This is a genomic window from Achromobacter sp. (genome assembly GCF_050285585.1).
In the GTDB taxonomy this organism is placed as follows: domain Bacteria; phylum Pseudomonadota; class Gammaproteobacteria; order Burkholderiales; family Burkholderiaceae_B; genus Achromobacter.
Map to the genome: position 1 here is coordinate 66,660 of NZ_JBLZXF010000016.1, position 20,672 is coordinate 87,331.

Consider the following 20,672-nt stretch of genomic DNA (forward strand, 5'->3'; position numbering starts at 1 on the left):
AGGCCGGGCGCCCTGCGGCGCCCGCCGTTCCCCCATGACCGAACGCGTACTCCTCATAGGCTGTGGCGATCTGGGCCTGCGCGTCGCCCAGCGCTTCCTGGCGCGCGGCGACGAGGTCCATGCCTTGCGCCGCAATCCGCCGGCCGGCGGCCCGGAGGGCCTGCACTGGCTGCGCGGCGACATCTCCCGCCCCGATGGGCTGCCCTCTCTGCCCCGGGGCGTGACGCGCCTGATCCACCTGCCCGCGCCCGGCGCTCGCGAAGCCGGCGCCTATCGCGGCGTATTCGTCGATGGCCTGGCGAACGTGCTGGATGCGCTGGACGCCTCGCGACTCGAACGCGTGGTATTCGTTTCGTCCAGCGCGGTCTATGGCGAACATCACGGCGATTGGGTGAACGAGGACACGCCGCCCGCTCCGCTGGGCATGAACGGCCGCCTGCTGCTGGAGGCCGAAGCCGCGCTGGCCGCGCGCAAGCTGCCGTCCACGGCCTTGCGGCTGGCCGGCCTGTATGGCCCCGGCCGCCTGCAACTGATCGAGCGCCTGCGCAATGGCCTGGCCGGCGCCCCGGTCCGGCCCGAGCATTGGGCCAATCGCATGCACATCGACGATGCCGCCGCCGCGGTGGCGCACCTGGCGCTCATCCCCGAGGCGGCGCCGGCGTACATAGGCTGCGACGATACTCCCCTGCCCCTGCACACGCTGTATGCCGAGCTGGCCCGGCTCGCAGGCGCGCCCGCGCCGCGTGTGGCCCCCGCGCCCCCCAACGTCGGAAGCAAGAAGCTCAGCAACGCCAGATTGCGCGCGACGGGCTTCACGCCGCAATGGCCCGACTCGCGGTCTGGCTATGCCGCATTGCTGGCGGAGGCGGCCGGGCAGGACGATCATCCCCAGGCATAGTTCGGCCCACGCCGAATCGTTGACCGCGAACGTGCCGGATACTGGCGGCCACGCTCACCGTCCCCCATCGCCCTCATGTTTCCCACCCATCCTGTCGAAGCGGTCACGCATCCCGACCCCTATCCCTACTACGCGGCGCTGGCTCGCGGCCGGCCGCTATACCGAGAGCCGGCGCTCGGCCTCTGGATCGCATGCCACCCGGACGCCATCCGCGCGGTCATGGGCCACCCGGCCGCCCGGGTGCGCCCCCCGGCCGCGCCAGTGCCTCCCGCGCTGTGTCCGGGCCCGGCGGGGACGCTGTTCGGCCGCTTCGTGCGCATGAACGACAGCGTGCCGCACGCGCGACTCAAAGGCTTGCTCACCGATTTCATACGCGAGCAGGAACCTCATCCGCAGACCACGGCGTGGCCCGATACCGGAGCCCTCACGGCGGACGCCATCGACCGCTACCTCGCCGCGGCCCCGGTGCATGCGCAAGCCGCGCACCTCGGCCTGCCGCCCGGCGTCTACGCCGACTGCGCGGCGGATATCGGCGCCTTCCTCTCTGGGTTGCCCGACGTTTCCGCGGGGCCCAAGACCGCGGCCGCGCACGCCGCCGCCGAACGATTGCAGAGCCGTCTCGAATCGCACCTGGAAGCCCCGCAGACCTCCCCCGCCTTGCGCAGGCTGCGCGTAGCGGGCATGCGCGCCGATCTGGCGCCGGCCCTGCTGGCCGCGAACCTCGCGGGCCTGCTGTTCCAATCCTGCGAAGCGGGCGCAGGCCTGCTGGGCAACGCGCTCATCCTGGCAGGGCGCCGCGGCATGCGCGGCGCGGTCTCGGACGGACAGGCCGACGCGTTGGTGGACGACGTGCTGCGCAAGGACCCGCCCGTGCACAATACCCGGCGCTTTCTTGCAGCCGGCATCGAGGTTTGCGGCCAGCGCATCGAAGCCGGCCAGACCGTGCTGCTGGTCCTGGCCGCCGCCGCCATGATCGAGCCCGAGGCGCACTGGACTTTCGGGGCGCTGGGGCACGCCTGCCCCGGCGCCGGACCGGCCCGCCGGCACGCGGCCGCGGCGCTTGCGCATTTGCTGCGCGCGGGCGCCGATGCCGTATCGCTCGCGGCGCGCTTCCGCTACCGGCCGCTGCCCAACGCGCGCGTTCCGCAATTTGATTTCTCCAAGGAGCCCTCCCAATGATCGCCGTGATATTCGAAGTCGAACCCGCCGACGGCAACCCCGATCCCTATCTCGCAATAGCCGCCGGCCTCATCGACGAATTGAAGGCCATCGACGGCTTCATCTCGGTCGAGCGCTTCCAGAGCCTGGCCAATCCGGGCAAACTGCTGTCACTGTCGTTCTGGCGGGATGAAGAGGCCGTCCGCCGCTGGCGTTCGCTGGAGTCGCACCGCCGCGCACAGGAGGCCGGGCGCGGCGGCGTATTCGCGGGCTACCGCCTGCGAGTCGCCCAGGTGCTGCGCGACTACGGCATGCATGAACGTCAGGAGGCCCCCGCGGACAGCCGCGAACGGCATGGCTGAAACGCCTTCTTCGGCGGCCGGGGCAGGCATTCTATTTGTACTAATATAAGAAAATAATCAATATTTCCGCCTACCCGGCCATCGCAGGCGCGACACCCGCGCCGCATCGCTCTCCGGTACCATTCCCACTCCCTCGCCACGCGCGCCGCCGCCCCGTCCATGTCCACCGCCGTCCCCGCCCGCCCCACTCCGCTGCAAGTCGACCTGGCTCGCCATATCGCGGAAGACATCGTGGCCGGGCGTTACGCGCCCGGCGACCATCTTTCCGAGGAAGCGCTGGCGGCGAACCACGCGGTCTCGCGCACTCCCGTGCGCGGCGCGCTCAAGCTGCTGGCCGCGCAGGGCCTGATCCTGCATCGCCCCAACAGCGGCTATACGGTGGCGGCGCACGGCGCCTCCGCGCTTCCCGCGATCGAGGGAGCCGGCCCCACCCAGGACGAGCTCTATCGGCGCCTGATCGGCGATCGCGCCTCGCGCGCGCTGCCGGACACCTTTACGGAAAGCGACCTGCTCCAGCGCTACCCCGCGCCGCGCAGCGTGCTCGCCAAAGCGCTGTTGCAGCTGTCGGCGGACGGCCTGATCGAAAAGCGCAAAGGCCACGGCTGGCAGTTCGCGCCGTCGCTGGAAAACCGCGACGCGCTTAACGAAAGCTACCGCTTCCGCATGACGGTCGAATGCGCGGGCCTGCTGGAGCCCACGTTCCGCCCGGACAAAGAGGCCGTGGCGCGCATGCGCGCCGCGCACGAGGCGCTTGCCGCGCGCGGCGACGGCAGCGACATCTCGGCCGCGGAATTCTTCAATCTGAACGCCTCGTTCCACGAAATGCTGGCGCGCTTTTCGGGCAACCGCTACATCCTGCAGGCCGTGCAACAGCAGAACCAACTGCGCCGGCTCGAGGAACACCGCGCGTTCTATCACCTGGCGCAGTACTCGAGCTCCAGCCGCGAGCATCTGCAGATACTGGCTGCAATCGAGGACGGCGACCAGGAATGGGCCGCCCAACTGATGCGGCAGCACCTGAAATCCGCGCTGCAACGCTCCTGATCCCCTGACCCTTTCGCGCCCGCCCCATGCCCGGGTTCGGAATGTTTCAGCTCAAGCTAGATTGTATTTTTCAATACATTAGTACACAATAAGGCGTCATTCACCGTCCCAGCAGGATCGTCTTATGTCGCCCCAGCTCCCAAATTCCGACGCTTATTGGCTGCCCTTTACCGCCAACCGCCGTTTCAAGCGCCATCCCGTGGTGTTCAGCGGCGCGCAGGACATGTACTACTTCCGCCCCGACGGCAGCGAAGTGCTCGACGGCATCGCGGGCCTGTGGTGCGTGAACGCCGGCCACGGCCGGCCGGAGATCGTGCGCGCCATTTCGCGGGCGGCGGCGGATCTCGATTACGCCTCCTCGTTCCAGATGAGCCATCCGCTCGCCCTGCGCTTCGCCGATGAGTTGATTCAGGCGGCGCCCGCCGGCTTCAGCCAGGTGTTCTTCTCGAATTCGGGTTCGGAGGCCGTGGACACCGCGCTGAAGATCGCGCTAGGCTACCATCGGGCGCGCGGCGACGGACAGCGCGTGCGCCTGATCGGCCGCGAACGCTCTTACCACGGGGTCGGTTTCGGCGGCCTGTCGGTCTCGGGCATCGCGGGCCACCGCAAGCCTTTCGGCAATTTGCTGCCCTTCGTCGATCACCTGCCCCACACATACGACCGCGAGAAGATGGCCTACACCCGCGGCCAGCCCGAGTGGGGCGCGCACCTGGCCGACGCGCTGGAACGCATCGTGGCCTTGCACGATGCCTCGACCATCGCAGCGGTCATCGTCGAACCCGTTGCAGGCTCGACGGGCGTGCTGGTGCCGCCCCGCGGCTACCTGCAACGTCTGCGCGACATCTGCGACAAGCACGGCATCCTGCTGATCTTCGACGAAGTTATCTGCGGCTTCGGGCGCATCGGCGGCGCGTACTCCGCGTCGCACTTCGGCGTGATGCCGGACATCATCACCAGCGCCAAGGGACTGACCAACGGCGCAATCCCGATGGGCGCCACGCTGGTGCGGGAGCACGTGTACGAAGCCTTCATGCAAGGACCGGAGAGCGCCATCGAGCTATCGCACGGTTATACGTACTCGGGCCATCCGGTGGCATGCGCAGCCGGCCTGGCCACGCTCGAGATCGCCCGGCGCGAAAACCTGTTCGAGCGGGCCGGCGAGCTATGGAAGGAGTGGGAAGACGCCGCGCACTCGCTCAAGGGCGCTCCGCACGTAGTCGACGTGCGCAACATCGGCCTGCTTGCCGCGATCGAACTCGCCCCGGAGGAAGGCAAACCGGGTCAGCGCGGCTATGCCGTGCACCAGGCCTGCCTGGAGCGCGATTGCCTGATCCGCTCGGCCGGCGACACCATGCTGCTGTCGCCGCCGCTCACGATCGAACGCCATCAGCTGGACCGGCTCTTCTCGACGCTGTACGACGCGTTGCGGTCCATGCCCTGACGCCTGCATGCGCGCCACGCCGCGTTGCCCCCGGCGGCGCGCGCAACCGCAGCGCTCAACGCGGCGCGGCCGAGCAGTAATCGGCCACGGCGCGCGCCGCGCGGCGCACGTCGTCCGCGCTGATGTCCAGGTGGGTCACCAGGCGCGTCGGCCCGCCGTACACCGCCCGCATCTTTATGTTCTGCGCGTCCAGCGCGGCGGTCAGGCCATCGCACAGCGCCGGTTCGACCTGGACGAACACCATGTTGGTGTCCTGGCTCAGCACCTTGACGCCCGGGACGCCGCGCAGCCCCTCGGCCAGCAAGCGCGCGTTCTCGTGATCCTCGGCCAGGCGCTCGACGTTGTGCTCCAGCGCATACAGGCAGGCGGCGGCCAGCACGCCGGCCTGCCGCAAGCCGCCGCCCAGCATCTTGCGCCAACGGCGGGCGCGGGCGATCAGTTCGGCGCTGCCCACCAGGACGGAGCCCACGGGCGCGCCCAACCCCTTGGAAAAGCAGATCGAAACCGAGTCGAAGGGCCGGCACAGATCCACCACCGGCTTGCCGCTGGCCACTGCCGCGTTGAACACGCGCGCGCCGTCCAGGTGCGTCGCCAGGCCGTGCTGGCGCGCCCAGTCCGTGGCCGCCTGCACATAGGAGGCCGGAATCAGCTTGCCGTGGAAGGTATTTTCCAGGGCAAGCAGGCGGGTGCGGGCGAAGTGCGGATCGCCCTCGGGCTTGAGCGCCGCTGCCAGCTTTTCCAGCGGCAGCGATCCGTCTTCCGCGTGCTCGATCGGCTGGGGCTGGATGCTGCCCAGCACGGCCGCCCCGCCCCCTTCGTATTTGTAGGTGTGCGCCAGCTGCCCCACCAGGTATTCATCGCCCCGGCCGCAATGGGCCATCAGCGCGCCCAGATTGCTTTGGGTGCCCGAGGGGAAGAACAGACCCGCCGCCTTGCCGGCGCGCTCGGCCACCGCCTCCTGCAGGCGGATCACGGTGGGGTCGTCGCCCATCACGTCATCGCCCAGGGGCGCGGCGACCATCGCCTGCAGCATGGCCGCGGAGGGCCGGGTAACGGTGTCGCTACGCAGATCGATCATGGAAAATCCTTGGATGGAAAACGGAATTCGAAACACCGCTCACTCGACGCGGGGCGCCGGCGCGGCCCGGCTCACGACCCAGATGCCGGCGAGGATCAAGGTCATGCCGCCCAGTTCGGCCGGGGTCGGCCGTTCGGCCAGCAGCGCCCAGGCGAACAGCATCGCCACGACGGGCACGCCCAGGCTCGACAGACCGGCGATGGACGCGGGCACGCGGCGCACGACCTGCAGCCACAGCAGCCAGCCGGCCGCCGTCGCGATCAGCACGATGTAGGTCATGCCGGTCCAGAGCTGCCAGCCCCACTGCGCGGGTATCTGCGGCACCAGCAGAGCCGCGGGCACTATCGCCAGGCCGCCGAACAGCATCTGCCATGCGGTGAAGGTCATGACATCCGGCGCATGCCGCTCGAACATGCGCTTGGACAGCACCGTGCCCACGCCCCAGCTCAGGCCGCTGCCCAGCCCCAGCACCACGGGGCGGATGTCGCCCAGGCCGTTCCACGGCTCCACGAAACAGATCAGGCCCACGGCGGCCAGGCCGATGCCGAACCCGTGCCTCGCGGTGGGCCGTTCGCGCAACAGCCACCACGCGAACAGGATCACCCAGAACGGCATGGTGTAGGCCATGAGCGAAACCTTGCCCACCCCGCCCGTCACCAGCGCCGTCTGCACGAATCCCTGGAAGCCGGCCGTCTGCGTCAGGCCGATCAGCAAGGTCAGTTTCCAGGGCGGCATGGCCAGCGGACGGCGGGTCGCGAACGCCAGCGCGAACAGCACCAGGCTGCCGGCCACGTAGCGCAGCGCCACGAAATCGAACGGGCCGATGTAGGGCACGATCAGTTTCATCGCGATCCAGCTGCCCGCCCAGACCAGGATGGTGCTGAACATCAGGGCTAGCCCTGCGCGATCGAAACTGCTGCGGCTCACGTCTGTGGCTCCGTGGATATGTGAGGGAAAAAGAAAAGGCGCCCGGCGCCGGCGGGTTGCCGGCACGGGCGCCTGACATTATGCGCCTGCCGCGCGGAGAACGGCCGGACGACGCCGGCCGGCCACGCTCACAGGGGCTTGGACAGCTGTTCGAGAATGGCGGGATTCTCCAGCGTGGAGACGTCCTGCGTGACCTCCTCGCCCTTGGCGACCACGCGCAGCAGGCGGCGCATGATCTTGCCAGAGCGCGTCTTGGGCAGGTTGTCTCCGAAGCGGATGTCCTTGGGCTTGGCGATGGGGCCGATTTCCTTGGCCACCCAGTCGCGCAGGGTCTTGGCGATGGCCTGCGCCTCGTCGCCTTCCGGACGCGTCCGCTTGAGCACCACGAAGGCCACGACGGCCTCGCCCGTGGTGTCGTCCGGACGCCCCACCACCGCGGCCTCGGCCACCATCTCGTGCGCCACCAGCGCCGACTCGACTTCCATCGTGCCCAGGCGGTGGCCCGAGACGTTCAGCACGTCGTCGATGCGGCCCATGATCCAGAAATAGCCGTCGGCATCGCGCTGCGCGCCGTCGCCGGCCAGGTAGTAGCCGCGCAGTTCGGACGGGAAATAGCTCTTCTTGAAACGCTCCGGGTCGCCCCAGATGTTGCGGATCATCGCGGGCCACGGCCGCTTGACGACCAGGAAGCCGCCATTGCCTTGCTCGACGTCGGCGCCGGTCTCGTCGACGATGGCCGCCGCGATGCCCGGCAGCGGCAGGGTGCAGGAACCCGGCTTGGTCGGCGTGGCGCCCGGCAGCGGCGTGATCATGTGGCCGCCGGTCTCGGTCTGCCACCACGTGTCGACGATGGGGCAGCGCTCGCGGCCCACGTTCTTGTGGTACCACATCCAGGCTTCGGGATTGATGGGCTCGCCCACCGTGCCGATGATGCGCAGGCTGTCCAGGTCGTACTTCATCGGATGCGCTTCGGGCGAGGCCTCGGCCGCCTTGATCAGCGAACGGATCGCGGTGGGCGCGGTGTAGAACGTGGTGACCTTGTGGCGGGCGATCATGTCCCAGAACCGGCCGGCGTTCGGGTAGGTCGGCACGCCTTCGAAGACCACCTGCGTCAGGCCGGCGGCCAGCGGACCGTAGGTAATGTAGGTGTGCCCGGTGACCCAGCCCACGTCGGCCGTGCACCAGTACACATCGTCCTTGCGGGCGTCGAAGGTCCACTTCACCGTCAGCAGCGCCCACAGCAGGTAGCCCGCCGACGAATGCTGCACGCCCTTGGGCTTGCCGGTGGAACCGGAGGTGTAGAGGATGAACAGCGGATGCTCGGCGTTGACCGGCACCGGCTCGCAGGTATCGGCCTGGCCGGCCTCGACGTCATGCATCCAGAGGTCGCGGCCTTCGTTCCATTGCACCTTGCCGCCGGTGCGGCGGTACACGATGACCTTGGAGACGGCGTCGCAGCCGCCCATCGCGAAGGCCTCTTCCACCGCGGGCTTGAGCGGAATGGTCTTGCCGCCGCGCACCTGCTCGTCGGCGGTGATGACCAGCGATGCGCCCACGTCCATGATGCGCTCCTGCAGGCTCTTGGCCGAGAAGCCGCCGAACACCACCGAATGCGTCACTCCCAGGCGCGCGCAGGCCTGCATGGCCACCACGGCTTCGATCGACATCGGCATGTAGATGATGGCGCGGTCGCCTTTCTTGTAGCCCAGCGCGGCGATGCCGTTGGCGAAGCGGCACACGCGCGCCAGCAGTTCGCGATAGGTCACCTTGTCGACCTTGCCATCGTCGGACTCGAAGATGATGGCGGTCTTGTCGGCATTGCCGTTGGTCAGGTGGACGTCCAGGCAATTGGCCGACACGTTGAGTTCGCCGTCGCCGAACCAGCGGTAGAACGGAGCGTCGGATTCGTCGAGGACCTGCGTGAACGGCTTGGTCCACTGCAGGTTGTCGCGGGCCTGGCCGGCCCAGAATCCGTCGAAATCGTTCTCGACCTGCGCGCATAGCGCGTTATAGGCTTCCATGCTGGGAATGGCGGCGCCCTGCGCCGCGCGTTCGGGCGGCGGGAAAACACGGGTTTCCACCAGGACGGACTCAATAGCGTTCGACATGATTTTTGTCTCCAATCGGTGATTCTGTTGTTTATGCCGCTTTTTCATTACCCACTTGCAACCGTATCGCCACGCTCTTACGGGCACCTTACGCAAAATGCGGGCCAGAGCCCGCAAGGGCGCAGGAGCTCGGAGCTCCGGCAATGCCGGCCTCGCGCCGGAGGGCCGCAAGGCATCCATGTAGCGGCATGCACAAGCAAACAACGCACCGGCGCCGCATCGGGAAAGCGGCGCCGCTGGGCAGACCATAAGGATAGCAGCCGCGGCGGCGCTTTCGCGAGACTCAGGCGGCGCGCCGGGCCAGCCCGCGTTTCATGTCCACGCGCGCCAGCAGGATGAGGCCGCCGACGAAGAACAGGCCGGTCACCAGGATCGCCAGCCGGTGGTTGCCGTCAGTGGCCCAGGTCACCAGGCCATAGGTCAGCGGGCCGATCACGGCGGCCAGCTGCACCGCGAAGGTCCACAGCGAGAAGAACTCGGCCAGGCGGCCTGCGGGCGCGAGCGCGCCCGTCATGGCCCGCCCCGCGCTCTGGGTGGTGCCCATGCACAGCCCCGCCAGCGTGGCGGCCACCCAGAACACCGGCGCCGTCACGGCCGCGTAGGCCACCAGCACCATGACGATCCAGCCGACCAGCGTCATGGCCAGCGCCGGCTTGTGGCCGATGCGATCCTGCACGTAGCCGAACGAGAACGCGCCGGCCGCGGCGCCGATGTTCACCGTGAACACCAGCAGCATGATCTGGGGAGTGGTGAAGCCCATGACCTCCGAGGCGTACACGGCCGCCAGCGTGATCACCACGGAGATTCCGGCCTGGTAGCAGGCGATGCACATAAGCAGCCGGCGGAACTCCGGAAAATGCAACCCCGTTTCACGCCACGCGTAGGCCAGCCGCTTGAGCATGCGCAGCGCCTCGGGCTGGCCGGTTTGCGGTTTCGCGCGTTCGCGCAGCAGGAAGAAGGACGGCAGCGCCGCCAGCGCGAATACGGAGCACGTGACGACGATGACCCAGGGGACGAAGTGCTCGGCCGTCGCCCCCCGGGCCTCGGCCAGGGTCACGACCACCAGCGACAGTCCCAGGGTGAGCATGCCGCCGCAATAGCCGAAGCTCCAGCCCCAGCCCGACACCCGCCCCAGCGCGGCGGGCTTGGCGAGCTCGGGCAGGAAGGCCGCCACCACGGATTCACCCACGCAATAGCAGTAGTTCGATATGACGATGGCGGCCAGCGCGAGCCAGACGTCTCCCGGCCCGGCCTGGGTCAGCACCAGGGTGGCCGCGACGCATCCCACCGTGCTGGTGTAGAGCAGCCGGCGCTTGCCCGCGCGCGCGTCGGCGCGGGCGCCCAGCGTGGGCATGGTCAGCATGATGAGCAGGTAGGACAGCGACAGCGCCGCGGTCCAGGCCAGCGTGGCCCACGGAGCGCGCCCGCCCACCACGCCGACGAAATAGGTGCTGAACACCGCCGTGAGGATCACGGTGGTGTAGCCGGAATTGGCGAAGTCGTACATGGCCCAGGCCCAGACTTCGCGTTTGGCCACGCCCGGATTCAGAGGGCTGTCGCCCCCTGCTCCGGCGTGCTGCGCGGAAGCGCCGGCGGGCGCTTCCGACGGCTCGCCATGGCTCATAGGCCCAGCGCCGCGATGCCTGCTTGAGCGATCTGCACGTCTTCGGTCGATTTCACGCCCGAGACGCCGACCGCGCCCACCACGTGGCCGTTCGCCACGACCGGCACGCCGCCTTCCAGCAGGCCGTCGATCAGGGGGGCCGACAGGAATGAATAGCGGCCGTTGTTGATCATTTCTTCATAGACGCGCGATTCGCGGCGGCCCAACGCGGCGGTCTTGGCCTTCGCGGGAGCGATATGCGCCGAGATCGGGGCCGCGTCGTCCAGGCGCAGCATGCCCAGCAGGTGGCCGCCGTCGTCGACCACGGCAATGGTGACTGCCCACTTGTTCTGCAGGGCGTGTGCTTCGGCCGCGGCCAACACTTTCTTGACGTCTTCGGCGCTCAGCACGGGTTTGGTATTCATTGCAGCGACTCCTTGATCTGTTCCAGGGCGGTTGGGTCTTCGATGGTCGTCAGGTCGCCGGGATCGCGTCCTTCGCATACCGCGACGATCGCGCGGCGCAGCACCTTGCCGGACCGGGTTTTGGGCAACGCGCCCACGAACCGGATCCGGGCGGGCCTGGCCACCGCTCCCAGCTGATCTTCCACCAGCCGCATGATATCGCCTTCCAGCTGCTTTGCCCCCTCCGGCGTTTCGGCCCCGGCGGGATTCTTCAGCACCGCGAACGCCATGGCCACCTGCCCCTTGAGCGCATCGGCCACGCCCACGACCGCGCATTCGGCTACCAGGCCGTGGCTATTGACCGATTCCTCGATCTCGCGCGTGCCCAGCCGGTGGCCCGCCACGTTGATCACGTCGTCCGTGCGGCCCAGGATGAACCAGTAGCCATCGGCGTCCACCAGCCCCCAGTCAAATGTGGAATACACCTGACGGCCGGGAATGGACGTGAAGTAGGTCTGCACGAAACGCTCGTCATCTCCCCAGATGGTCGCCATCGCGCCGGGCGGCAGCGGCGGCACGATGGCCACCACGCCCTTCTGGTCCGGGCCCAGGTCCTCGCCGGTGGATTCGCTGACGATCCGCGCGTCGAAACCGTATACGGGGAAGGACGGGCTGCCGTAGCGGGTGGGCACCTGTTCGACCCCCGGCTGCGCCGAGAGAATGGGCCAGCCGGATTCCGTCTGCCAGTAATTGTCGATGATCGGCTTGCCCAGCCCGCTGGAAATCCATTGCGCCGTGGGTTCGTCCAGGGGCTCGCCCGCCAGGTACACCGCGCGCAGCGAGGACAGGTCGTGCTGTCTGAGAAGCGCCGGGTCCTGGCGCTTGAGCACGCGCACCGCGGTCGGAGCCGAAAACAGGGTATTGACGCCGAACTGCTCCACCAGCCTCCACAGGATCGCGCCGTCGGGGCGCACCGGCGTGCCTTCATACAGCACCGTCGCCTGCCCGCCGATCAGCGGGCCGTAGACGATGTAGGAATGCCCCACCACCCAGCCGATGTCGCTGGTGCAGAAGAACGTGTCGCCCGCCTTGCCGTTGAAGATGTATTCCATGGACGAAGCCAGCGCGACGGCATAGCCGCCCGTGTCGCGCTGCACGCCCTTGGGCCGGCCCGTGGTGCCCGAGGTGTAGAGGATATAACTGGGTTCGGACGACTCCAGCCACTCGACCGGCACCCGCGCGCCCCGGTGGCGCTCCCTCAGGGCGGCGTAATCGAGGTCGCGCCCCGCCACGGGCTCGAACGGAGCGAGGCCCCGGTCGAACACCACCACCGAGGCGGGCGGCGTCTTGGCCAGGGCCAGCGCCCGGTCCAGCAGCGGTTTGTACGGCACGACCTTGCCGGCCCGGGAGCCGCCGTCGGTACAGACCACGACCTTGGGCGCCGCGTCGTCGATGCGCTGCGCCAGGTTGACCGAGGCGAACCCGCCGAACACCACGGAATGCACGGCGCCGATCCGGACGCAGGCCAGCATCGTGAACACCGCCTCCGGCACCATCGGCATGTAAAGCAGCACCCGGTCGCCGCGTCCCACGCCCAGTTCCTTGAGCATGGCGGCGGCGGCATTGACCTCTTCGAAGACGTCCTGCCGGGAGTAGACGCGTTCGCGGTCCACTTCGGTGGACACCCAGATCAGGGCCGGCGCGTCGGCCTGCGTCGGCAGCCAGCGGTCGACGGCGTTGTAGCAAAGATTGGTGCGCCCGCCCACGAACCACTTGGCGAAGGGCGGACGGGAAAAGTCCAGCACAGACTCGAACGGCGTTTCCCAGTGAATGCGGCCCGCCTCTTCCCGCCAGAATGCATCGCGATCGTGCACCGAGCGGTAATGGAAATCCCGGGTTTTTTGCATTTATGTCTCCTGTTATCGTTCGTAAGCCTTAAGGCTGATTGCTTTCTTTTGGAATCCTTCGGTCATTTTGGTTGGCGAACCTTGCACGAGGCTTGCCGCAAGTCAAAAAGTTCCGCCAAGCGTCCACGCTGCATGGACATTTAAGCCGGTAACGTAACGAACCGGTCTTGAAAGTTTGGTAGAATCCCCGCGAAGTTGTACAAAAATGTTGATTTTGCTGACATTTCAGCCCGATTCACGGCGAATTCCGTGCTTTTGGCCGTTGTCCGCGGATCATCCCCAGGCGAATGCATCGACACTCCACACACGCGCGACAGATTTCATCCACTGGCCAGGCGACTCGCGGTCTGCGTTTGCTGGCGCTGGTTGCGTGCGTGGCGGGTCTGGCAGGTTGTGCCGGTACGAACCAAAAGTCAACCGCCTATACGTCGGAGATCGACCCCTACGAAACGGAGTGGGTCGCCACCGCCGATGACCCCATCGGCATGCTGGTGGTGCACAAGTTCAAGCGCGAGCGCCAGAAAGCCCATTCCGGCGTGAGCAGCGACAACGCCATGGTAAGCGAAGCCCTGAACTACCTGGGCATCCGCTACCGCTTCGGCGGCAATTCCCCCGATACCGGATTCGATTGCAGCGGGCTGGTCACGTACACCGCCGAACGTTCGCTCGGCCTGAAGCTGCCCCGCAACGCCGCCGAGATGGCGCGCCAGGGCGTCGCCGTCGACAAGAACGAACTGAAGGCCGGCGACCTGGTCTTCTTCAATACGCTGGGCCGCCGCTATTCGCATGTCGGCATCTACCTGGGCGATGACCGCTTCGTGCACTCCCCCAGCGCCGGCGGCGTGGTCCGCGTCGAAAACATGACCATGGCCTACTGGGCCAAGCGCTACAACGGCGCCCGCCGCCTGGACAACAACCTGATGGCTTCCGCCCGCGCGGCCAACTGAGCCCCGCCCCGCTTCCTCGCACCAGACAAGCAAAACGCCGCCTGGCTTTCCAGCCAGGCGGCGTTTTCGTTTCTCTTCGCGGCTTGCGGGCCGCGGGCCGTTTCGGCCTCCCCAGTGTTCCCTTGCGGCCGCGGCAGGCGGCCGCTGCCTAGTGCACCGTGCCCGCGCGGGAGCACAGGCCGCACTGCTGCAGCGCCTGCTGCATGCTGCATACCGAGCGGCGACAAGCCACGACCCGGATGCCGCCGCGCTGAGCCGCGTTGCGGAAGGTCTTCATGACGTTGTGACCCAGGAAGTCGGTCAGCAGGATGACCAGCTGGGTGCCCGACGGCAGTTGCAGCGTCTTCTTTTGATGCGAGGGATCGCGCCCGCTGATGTGGTGCGTGATCGAAATATTGTGTCCTTTGAGAAGATCGGGAATGTTGCCGAGGCGGTCGGCGCCCACTACCACTGCACTGAGTCCTGCCGTCATGATGAACCTCGCTGGGTCGTTGAGACTAGATGTAATGATAATGATTCCTATTTTTTAGTCAACACAAATGAGAGCCATTCTTATTTAATTATTTTTATGAGCCCACAAAGAGGGATAGCGAGATCAGGAAGCGGCAAGAAAAAAGCGCGGGCCGGAAGGCGCCGCGCTTTCTGCTCGATGAGGGGGAGAAGCCGCCTACTTGGGCGTGCCCTGCACCGCTTCGGTGACGACGGCGCGGCTCAGGGACGGCGCCAGCATTTCCAGGAAGGTGTAGACATAGTCGCGCAGGAACACGCCCGCCTTCACGCCGACGCGGGTCGTATGCGTGCCGAACAGATGGCCCACGGGCAACCCCACCAGGTTCGAGTCGCGCCGCGGGTCGTAGGCCACGCCCGCGATGATGCCGATGCCCAGGCCCACGTCGACGTAGGTTTTGATCACGTCGGCGTCGATGGCTTCCAGCACGATGTCCGGATGGATGCCCTGGTTCGCGAAGATCTCGTCGATGGTGCTGCGGCCGGTGAAGGCGCGGTCATAGGTCACGATGGGGAATTCGGCCAGCTGCGCCAGCGACAGGCGCTTGGCGGCGCTCGACGTCAGCTCGGCCAGCGGATGGTCCGGGCGCACGACCACGGTGTGCTCCCAGGCGTAGACCGGCAGGGTGGCGAGACCCGGCGTCAGGGCCAGGGATTCCGTCGCCAGCGCAAGGTCGGCCTGCTCGTGCAGGACCATCTCCGCCAATTGCGCGGGACTGCCTTCGGCCAGCGACAGGTGCACCTTGGGAAATTGCTTGCGGAACGCGGGGATGACCCGGGGCAGCAGATAGCGCGCCTGGGTGTGCGTGCATGCAATCACCAGGCCGCCCTCGTCGCGGCGCGCGAACTCGTCGCTGACCTTCTTGAGATTGTCCACTTCCCGCATGATGCGGTCGATGACCTGCGAGACCGCCAGGCCGGGCTTGGTCAGCCCTTTGATGCGTTTTCCATGCCGTTCGAAGATCTTGATGCCCAGTTCGTCTTCGAACTCGATAATCGCCTTGGAGACCCCCGGTTGGGAGGTGTAGAGCATCCGGGCGGCTTCGGTCAGATTGAAGTCGCGCCGGATGGTTTCCCGCACGAAACGAAATTGCTGCAGGTTCATGAATTGGCCCCTGATAGACGGACCAATTATAAGTAATAAGGACGCCTTGCTATATCACTTATTTGTATAAGCTTAGGAGCAAGACGTCCCCCTTTCAGCGCATCGTAATCGTGGTGTTCACGCTCTTGGCATGCGCGGACCAGCGCGCGGTAACCGTCTTGGTCTGTGTCCAGAACTGCACCGCCTGCTTGCCATTGGGGCCCAGGTCGCCCAGCTTGGAGCCGCGCGAACCCGTGAAGCTGAACCAGGCCACCGGCACCGGAATCGGCACGTTGATGCCCACCTGGCCCACGTCGATGTTGTTCTGGAAGTAGCGGGCCGCGCCGCCATCCTGGGTGAAGATCGCGACGCCGTTGCCGTTGGGGTTGCGGTTGATGAACTCCACCGCGTCCTCCAGCGTTTCGGCGCCCACCACGCACAGGACCGGGCCGAAGACCTCTTCGGTATAGATCGTCATGTTTTCGTTGACGCCGTCGAAGATCGTCGGGCCCACGAAGTTGCCTTGCTCGAAACCGGGCACCTTCAGGTTGCGGCCGTCCAGCAGCAGTTTCGCGCCCTCGTCCACGCCCTTCTGGATCAGGCTTTCGACGCGCTTCTTGGCATTGGGCGACACCAGGGGGCCCAGGTCGGCGGCGCGGTCGGTGCCGGCGTTGACCTTGAGCTTCTTGGCGCGTTCGACGAAATCGGGCAGCCAGTTGCGCGCCTCGCCGACCAGCACGGCCACGGACGAGGCCATGCAGCGCTGGCCGGCCGCGCCGAAGGCGGCGCCCAGCAATTGGTTCAGCGCGACCTCGGGATCGGCGTCCGGCAGCACCACGCAGTGATTCTTGGCGCCCATCATGGACTGGCAACGCTTGCCCGCGGCCGAGGCGCGGTTGTAGATCTCGGTGCCCACGCGGGTCGAGCCGATGAAAGAGACCGCCTTGATGTCAGGGTGCTCGCAGATGCCGTTGGCGGTGTCGGGGCCGCCGTGCACGACGTTCAGCACGCCTGGGGGCAGGCCGGCTTCCAGGGCCAGCTGCGCCAGGAACAGCGAAGACGTCGGGTCCTGTTCGGAGGGTTTGAGCACGAAGGTATTGCCGCAAGCCACGGCGATGGGGAACATGAAGCAGGGCAGCATCACGGGGAAATTGAACGCGGTAATGCCCGCGCACACGCCCAGCGGCTGGATCAGCGTGTAGACGTCGATGCCCGATGCGGCATTCTCGGCGTACTCGCCCAGCTGCAGATTGGCGATCGAGCAAGCGTGCTCGACCACTTCCAGCCCGCGGCCGACTTCGCCCTCGGCGTCCGGCAGCGTCTTGCCGTGCTCGCGGGTGATCATCTCGGCCAGCTTGCCGGTATTGGCGCGCAACAGCTCCTGGAACTTCAGCATGACGCGCATCCGCATGCCCTGCCCGCTGTTGCGCCAGGTCTTGAAGGCCTCCTTGGCGTTGGAGACGGCCAGGTCCAGTTCTTCGCGGGTGGCGAAGGGGACCTTGGCGACGACCTCCTGGGTGGCGGGATTGATCACGTCTCGCCATTCGGTGGTTTTGGACTGCACTAGCTTGCCGCCGATCAATAGCGGAACGCGCGGGACTTCACTCATTTGATGCTCCTCACACTGCATAGTCGATGCGGAGGGGACTCCGCGTTCATGGATCTTGCGGCGCGGCGCGGGCCTCGGGCCTGCGCCACGCGCATGGCCTTATTTCTTCACGAGCGGGCAGGTGGAATAGGCCAGGGGCTGGAAAGCCTCGGCGGCCGGAATGGTGGCCACCAGCTTGGAATAGTCCCAGCCGCCCTTGGATTCCGCCGGCTTCTTCACTTCATACAGATACATATCGTGGATCACGCGGCCGTCCGGGCGGATCGAGGCATTGCGCATGATCGGGTCCTTGATGGGCAGTTCGCGCATCTTGTCGGCCACCACCTTGCCGTCCGTGCTGCCGGACGCCGCCACGGCGCGCAGGTAGTGCAGCACGCTGGAATACACGCCGGCCTGGGTCATCGTGGGCTTCAGGCCGCGGAAGGCCTTTTCGAAGCGCGTGGACCACTGGCGGGTGGTGTCGTCGTAATCCCAATAGAAGCCGTCCACGTACGACAGGCCCTGGGCATTGTCCAGGCCGAGCGCGCGCAGGTCGGACAGGAAGATCAGCAGCGACACCAGCCGCTGCCCGCCCGCCACGATGCCGAACTCGCGCGCCTGCTTCACCGCGTTGACGGTGTCCTGGCCGCCATTGGCCAGCGCCACCACCTGCGCCTTGGAGCTTTGGGCCTGCAGCAGATAGGAAGCGAAGTCCGGCGCATTCAGCGGGTGGCGCACGCTGCCCGCCACCGTGCCGCCCAGCGCCTGCACGGCCTTGGCCGTATCGGCCTCCAGGGAATGGCCGAAGGCATAGTCCACCGTAATGAAGAACCAGGACTTGCCGCCCGCCCGCACCGTGGCCTTGGCGCCGCCCGCGGACTGCGAATACGTGTCGAACATCCAGTGGAAGCCGACGGGCGAGCAGTCCTTGTTGGTCAGCGCCGTCGTGGCCGGACCGGAAAACATCACCACCTTGTTCTTTTCTCGCGCGATGCCCTGCACCGCCAGCGCCACGGCGGAGTTGGTCAGGTCGGCGATGGCGGTGACCCCGTCGCGGTCGAACCATTCACGCGCCTTGGCCGCGCCCACGTCCGCCTTGTTCTGGTTGTCCGCGGACACCAGATCGATCTTCATTCCCTTGCACTCCGCGGCCAGGCAATCGTCGATCGCCAACTGCGCCGCCGCCACCGAACCCGCTCCCCCCATCCCGGCGTAGGTGCCGGACATGTCCGTCAGAATGCCGATCTTCACTGGCGGCTTGTCCGCCGCGTGCGCCTGGGCAACCAGGGCGGCGCCCAGACACAAACCTACGGCCAGCCCGCGTGCGTGCAATTTCATGGATTTGTCTCCTGAGTTTTATGCGTTATGGCGCCGTCTTTGCGGCCTGCGATCCCATGGAGCGTCGCCCCAGGGTCTGCCAACCCAGTGTAGATGTGTGAAAATCAACGAGCAACACCAGAAATGCACATTCCTTGTGCATTTATGAACAATAGGATTTCTCGTCCGCCGCGCATGGCGCCACGGACGCCTGGAGCGCCGGATCGTGCTTGATTGGGATAGCCTGCGGTATTTCCTGGAAGTGGCCCGTACGCAGCGGGTCAGCGCGGCGGCGCGCAAGCTCGGGGTGGAGCACACGACGGTCTCGCGGCGCATCCGCGCGCTGGAGGCCGAGCTGGAAACGCTGCTGTTCGAGAAATCGCGCAGCGCCGGGTTCATGCTGACGGAAGACGGCCAGCGCCTCTTCGTCCACGCCGAACAGATGGAAAGCACGGTGCATTCCGCCCGCGAGAACCTGTCGGGCATCGGCCAGGCGCTGTCCGGCCACCTGCGCATCGGCGCCACCGAAGGTTTCGGCAGCTACGTGCTGACGCCGCTGGCCGCCGATTTCCAGCGCCGCTATCCGCACATCACGCTGGACATCCTGCCGGTGCCGCGCTTCGTCAGCCTGTCCAAGCGCGAGGCCGATCTGGCCATCACCATCGAGCGTCCCCAGCGCGGGCCGTATGTGTGCAGCAAACTGTGCGACTACACGCTGCGCCTGTACGGAACGCCCGGCTATCTCGCCCGCCACCCGCCGATCGCGTCGCGCGCGGACCTGTCCGACCATACCTTCATCGGCTACGTGGACGAACTGCTGTTCAGCGAACGCCTGCGTTACCTGGAAGACCTGCTGCCCGCCAGCAAGGTGGTCCTGCGCAGCACCAGCGTGGTCGCGCAGTACCACGCCGCGCTGCAGGGCCAGTCGCTGGCGATCCTGCCCTGCTTCATCGCCGCGCAGGACCCGCGGCTCGTGCCCGTGCTGGAAAACGAAGTGGAGATCACGCGTTCGTTCTGGATGTACTGCCACGAGGACCTGCGCAAGCTCAAGCGCGTGACGGTCCTGTGGGAGTTCATCCGCAAATCGGTGCTGAAGAACGCCGACCTGCTGGCCGGCCGGCGCGGCACGATGAAGTATCTGCCCTGAAGGCCGGGGCCCCGGGGGAGCCGCCCTAGGCGCTGTTGCGGGGCGCCTTCACGCGCAGCCGCCGCATCAGCAGGAAGACCGTCAACAGGGCCACCACGCCATGGATGGCCCACACGCCCACGCCGAAGCTGAGCTTGCCGCTGGAGATCCAGGCGCGCGACAGGTTGATCAGATTCATGTAGAGCAGGCCCACCAGGCCGGCGATGAGCAGGTCGCCCGAGCGTCCCAGGCGGGGGTTCACCGCACCGAGGGGGATGGCGAGCAGCGCGAGGTTCAATGCGGCCAGCGGCAGCGAGATACGCCACATCACCTGCGACCAGCTGCTGTCGGTGTTGTCCGCCATCAGTTGCGAGGTGGTGCGCGCCTTGGACGAGCGCTCCGCCGCGGCGCGGGCCTCGGCCACCGGATCGCCGCCCGACTTGCTTTCCAGACGCAGCCCGTACTTGTCGAAATGCACCAGGCGGAGCTCGGGCGTGCCCGGCTTCAGGTCGTAGCGGTGCCCCTCGCCCAGCACCAGGAAGCGGTCGCCGTTGGGCAAAGTTTCGCTGTGCGCCTTGCTCGCGGTCAGCACGCTCAGCCATTCGGGCCCGGTTTCGCGCGCGAACACGTTGCCCAATTCATCGTTGGCGTCGAGCGGATCCTCGGCGAAGAACACGCGGTTGCCTCCGGACGATTCCGCGAACTGGCCCGCCGTGACCTTGGACAGGTCCGAGCGTTGCTCGAAACGTTCGTGGTATTCGCCGATCTGGCGGTACGCCCAAGGCGCCGCCACCAGCGTCAGCCCCGCCACGGCGATCGCGACGGGGACGGCCACGCGCAGCACGGGCTTCAGCCAGTCCGCCAGGGACAGGCCGCTGGCGAACCACACCACCATTTCGGATTCGCGGTAGTTGCGCGTGACGGTGGTCAGGACCGCGATGAATACCGAGACCGCCAGCACGGTCGGCAAGGCAGTGATGGTCGACAGCGCGGCCAGCACCAGCACGACGTCCGCCCCGATGTTGCCTCCCGCGGCTTCGCCGAGCAAGCGCACGAGCAGCACGCTGAGCCACACGACGAGCAACGTGGAAAAGACAACGCCAGCGTGACTGACGATCTCGCTGACGACAGAGCGTTTAAATAGAGACATGGGAGAATATGCGGGATAATCGA

18 protein-coding genes are annotated in these 20,672 nt (G+C 66.9%); 7 read left to right on the forward strand and 11 right to left on the reverse strand.

The window, feature by feature from the left end; all coding sequences use genetic code 11:
- Positions 1-34: 34 nt before the first annotated feature.
- From ACN6PJ_RS19980 to ACN6PJ_RS20000, 5 genes are all read left to right on the forward strand, one after another.
- A complete protein-coding gene (locus ACN6PJ_RS19980; RefSeq protein WP_427997562.1) occupies positions 35-898 on the forward strand; it encodes an NAD-dependent epimerase/dehydratase family protein in 864 nt (287 codons plus the stop codon).
- Positions 899-973: 75 nt separating this feature from the next.
- Positions 974-2,077, forward strand: coding sequence for a cytochrome (locus ACN6PJ_RS19985; RefSeq protein WP_427997563.1), 1,104 nt, complete (start codon positions 974-976; stop codon positions 2,075-2,077).
- Positions 2,074-2,418: an antibiotic biosynthesis monooxygenase family protein gene (locus ACN6PJ_RS19990; protein ID WP_427997564.1), complete on the forward strand. Its 345-nt coding sequence runs from the start codon at positions 2,074-2,076 to the stop codon at positions 2,416-2,418. Before ACN6PJ_RS19985 ends, ACN6PJ_RS19990 begins: the two co-directional genes overlap by 4 nt.
- Before the next feature lie 159 nt (positions 2,419-2,577).
- Entirely contained in the window at positions 2,578-3,462 is an 885-nt protein-coding gene (locus tag ACN6PJ_RS19995; RefSeq protein ID WP_427997565.1) for a GntR family transcriptional regulator, read from the forward strand.
- A 124-nt stretch (positions 3,463-3,586) separates the two neighbouring features.
- Positions 3,587-4,903: an aspartate aminotransferase family protein gene (locus tag ACN6PJ_RS20000; RefSeq protein WP_427997566.1), complete on the forward strand. Its 1,317-nt coding sequence runs from the start codon at positions 3,587-3,589 to the stop codon at positions 4,901-4,903.
- Between the two features lie 55 nt (positions 4,904-4,958).
- On the opposite strand, the gene ltaE is transcribed toward ACN6PJ_RS20000, so the two are convergent.
- The 6 genes from ltaE to ACN6PJ_RS20030 form a co-directional block, all read right to left on the reverse strand.
- Complete coding sequence (gene ltaE / locus ACN6PJ_RS20005) at positions 4,959-5,981, reverse strand: low-specificity L-threonine aldolase (protein WP_427997567.1); 1,023 nt, start codon at positions 5,979-5,981, stop codon at positions 4,959-4,961.
- A gap of 39 nt (positions 5,982-6,020) precedes the next feature.
- Positions 6,021-6,908 carry a DMT family transporter gene (locus ACN6PJ_RS20010; RefSeq protein ID WP_427997568.1) on the reverse strand — a complete coding sequence of 296 codons (888 nt, stop codon included), beginning with the start codon at positions 6,906-6,908 and terminating at the stop codon, positions 6,021-6,023.
- Between the two features lie 128 nt (positions 6,909-7,036).
- Complete coding sequence (gene acs, locus ACN6PJ_RS20015; RefSeq protein WP_427997569.1) at positions 7,037-9,016, reverse strand: acetate--CoA ligase; 1,980 nt, start codon at positions 9,014-9,016, stop codon at positions 7,037-7,039.
- Positions 9,017-9,299: 283 nt separating this feature from the next.
- Complete coding sequence (locus tag ACN6PJ_RS20020; protein WP_427997570.1) at positions 9,300-10,640, reverse strand: MFS transporter; 1,341 nt, start codon at positions 10,638-10,640, stop codon at positions 9,300-9,302.
- Positions 10,637-11,044, reverse strand: a complete 408-nt coding sequence (locus ACN6PJ_RS20025; RefSeq protein ID WP_043543261.1) for a heme-binding protein — start codon at positions 11,042-11,044, stop codon at positions 10,637-10,639. The genes ACN6PJ_RS20020 and ACN6PJ_RS20025 overlap by 4 nt, the downstream gene beginning before the upstream one ends.
- Positions 11,041-12,930 carry a propionate--CoA ligase gene (locus ACN6PJ_RS20030; protein WP_427997571.1) on the reverse strand — a complete coding sequence of 630 codons (1,890 nt, stop codon included), beginning with the start codon at positions 12,928-12,930 and terminating at the stop codon, positions 11,041-11,043. The genes ACN6PJ_RS20025 and ACN6PJ_RS20030 overlap by 4 nt, the downstream gene beginning before the upstream one ends.
- 287 nt (positions 12,931-13,217) lie before the next feature.
- On the opposite strand from ACN6PJ_RS20030, the gene ACN6PJ_RS20035 reads away from it, so the two are divergent.
- Positions 13,218-13,877, forward strand: a complete 660-nt coding sequence (locus ACN6PJ_RS20035; RefSeq protein ID WP_427997572.1) for a C40 family peptidase — start codon at positions 13,218-13,220, stop codon at positions 13,875-13,877.
- Between the two features lie 148 nt (positions 13,878-14,025).
- Here the strand turns inward: ACN6PJ_RS20035 and ACN6PJ_RS20040 are convergent, their stop codons facing one another.
- The 4 genes from ACN6PJ_RS20040 to ACN6PJ_RS20055 all read right to left on the reverse strand — a co-directional run bounded on the left by ACN6PJ_RS20040 (position 14,026) and on the right by ACN6PJ_RS20055 (position 18,394).
- A complete protein-coding gene (locus tag ACN6PJ_RS20040; RefSeq protein WP_039883953.1) occupies positions 14,026-14,349 on the reverse strand; it encodes a DUF2325 domain-containing protein in 324 nt (107 codons plus the stop codon).
- Between the two features lie 195 nt (positions 14,350-14,544).
- Entirely contained in the window at positions 14,545-15,489 is a 945-nt protein-coding gene (locus tag ACN6PJ_RS20045) for a CysB family HTH-type transcriptional regulator (protein ID WP_043543269.1), read from the reverse strand.
- Positions 15,490-15,583: 94 nt separating this feature from the next.
- On the reverse strand, positions 15,584-17,077 hold the full coding sequence (locus tag ACN6PJ_RS20050; protein ID WP_427997573.1) for a CoA-acylating methylmalonate-semialdehyde dehydrogenase: 1,494 nt from the start codon (positions 17,075-17,077) through the stop codon (positions 15,584-15,586).
- A 99-nt stretch (positions 17,078-17,176) separates the two neighbouring features.
- A complete protein-coding gene (locus tag ACN6PJ_RS20055; RefSeq protein WP_427997575.1) occupies positions 17,177-18,394 on the reverse strand; it encodes an ABC transporter substrate-binding protein in 1,218 nt (405 codons plus the stop codon).
- Between the two features lie 205 nt (positions 18,395-18,599).
- Between ACN6PJ_RS20055 and ACN6PJ_RS20060 the strand changes: the two genes are divergently transcribed.
- Complete coding sequence (locus ACN6PJ_RS20060; protein ID WP_427997576.1) at positions 18,600-19,520, forward strand: LysR family transcriptional regulator; 921 nt, start codon at positions 18,600-18,602, stop codon at positions 19,518-19,520.
- Positions 19,521-19,545: 25 nt separating this feature from the next.
- On the opposite strand, the gene lptF is transcribed toward ACN6PJ_RS20060, so the two are convergent.
- Complete coding sequence (lptF, locus tag ACN6PJ_RS20065; RefSeq protein ID WP_427997577.1) at positions 19,546-20,649, reverse strand: LPS export ABC transporter permease LptF; 1,104 nt, start codon at positions 20,647-20,649, stop codon at positions 19,546-19,548.
- Positions 20,650-20,672 lie beyond the last annotated feature (23 nt).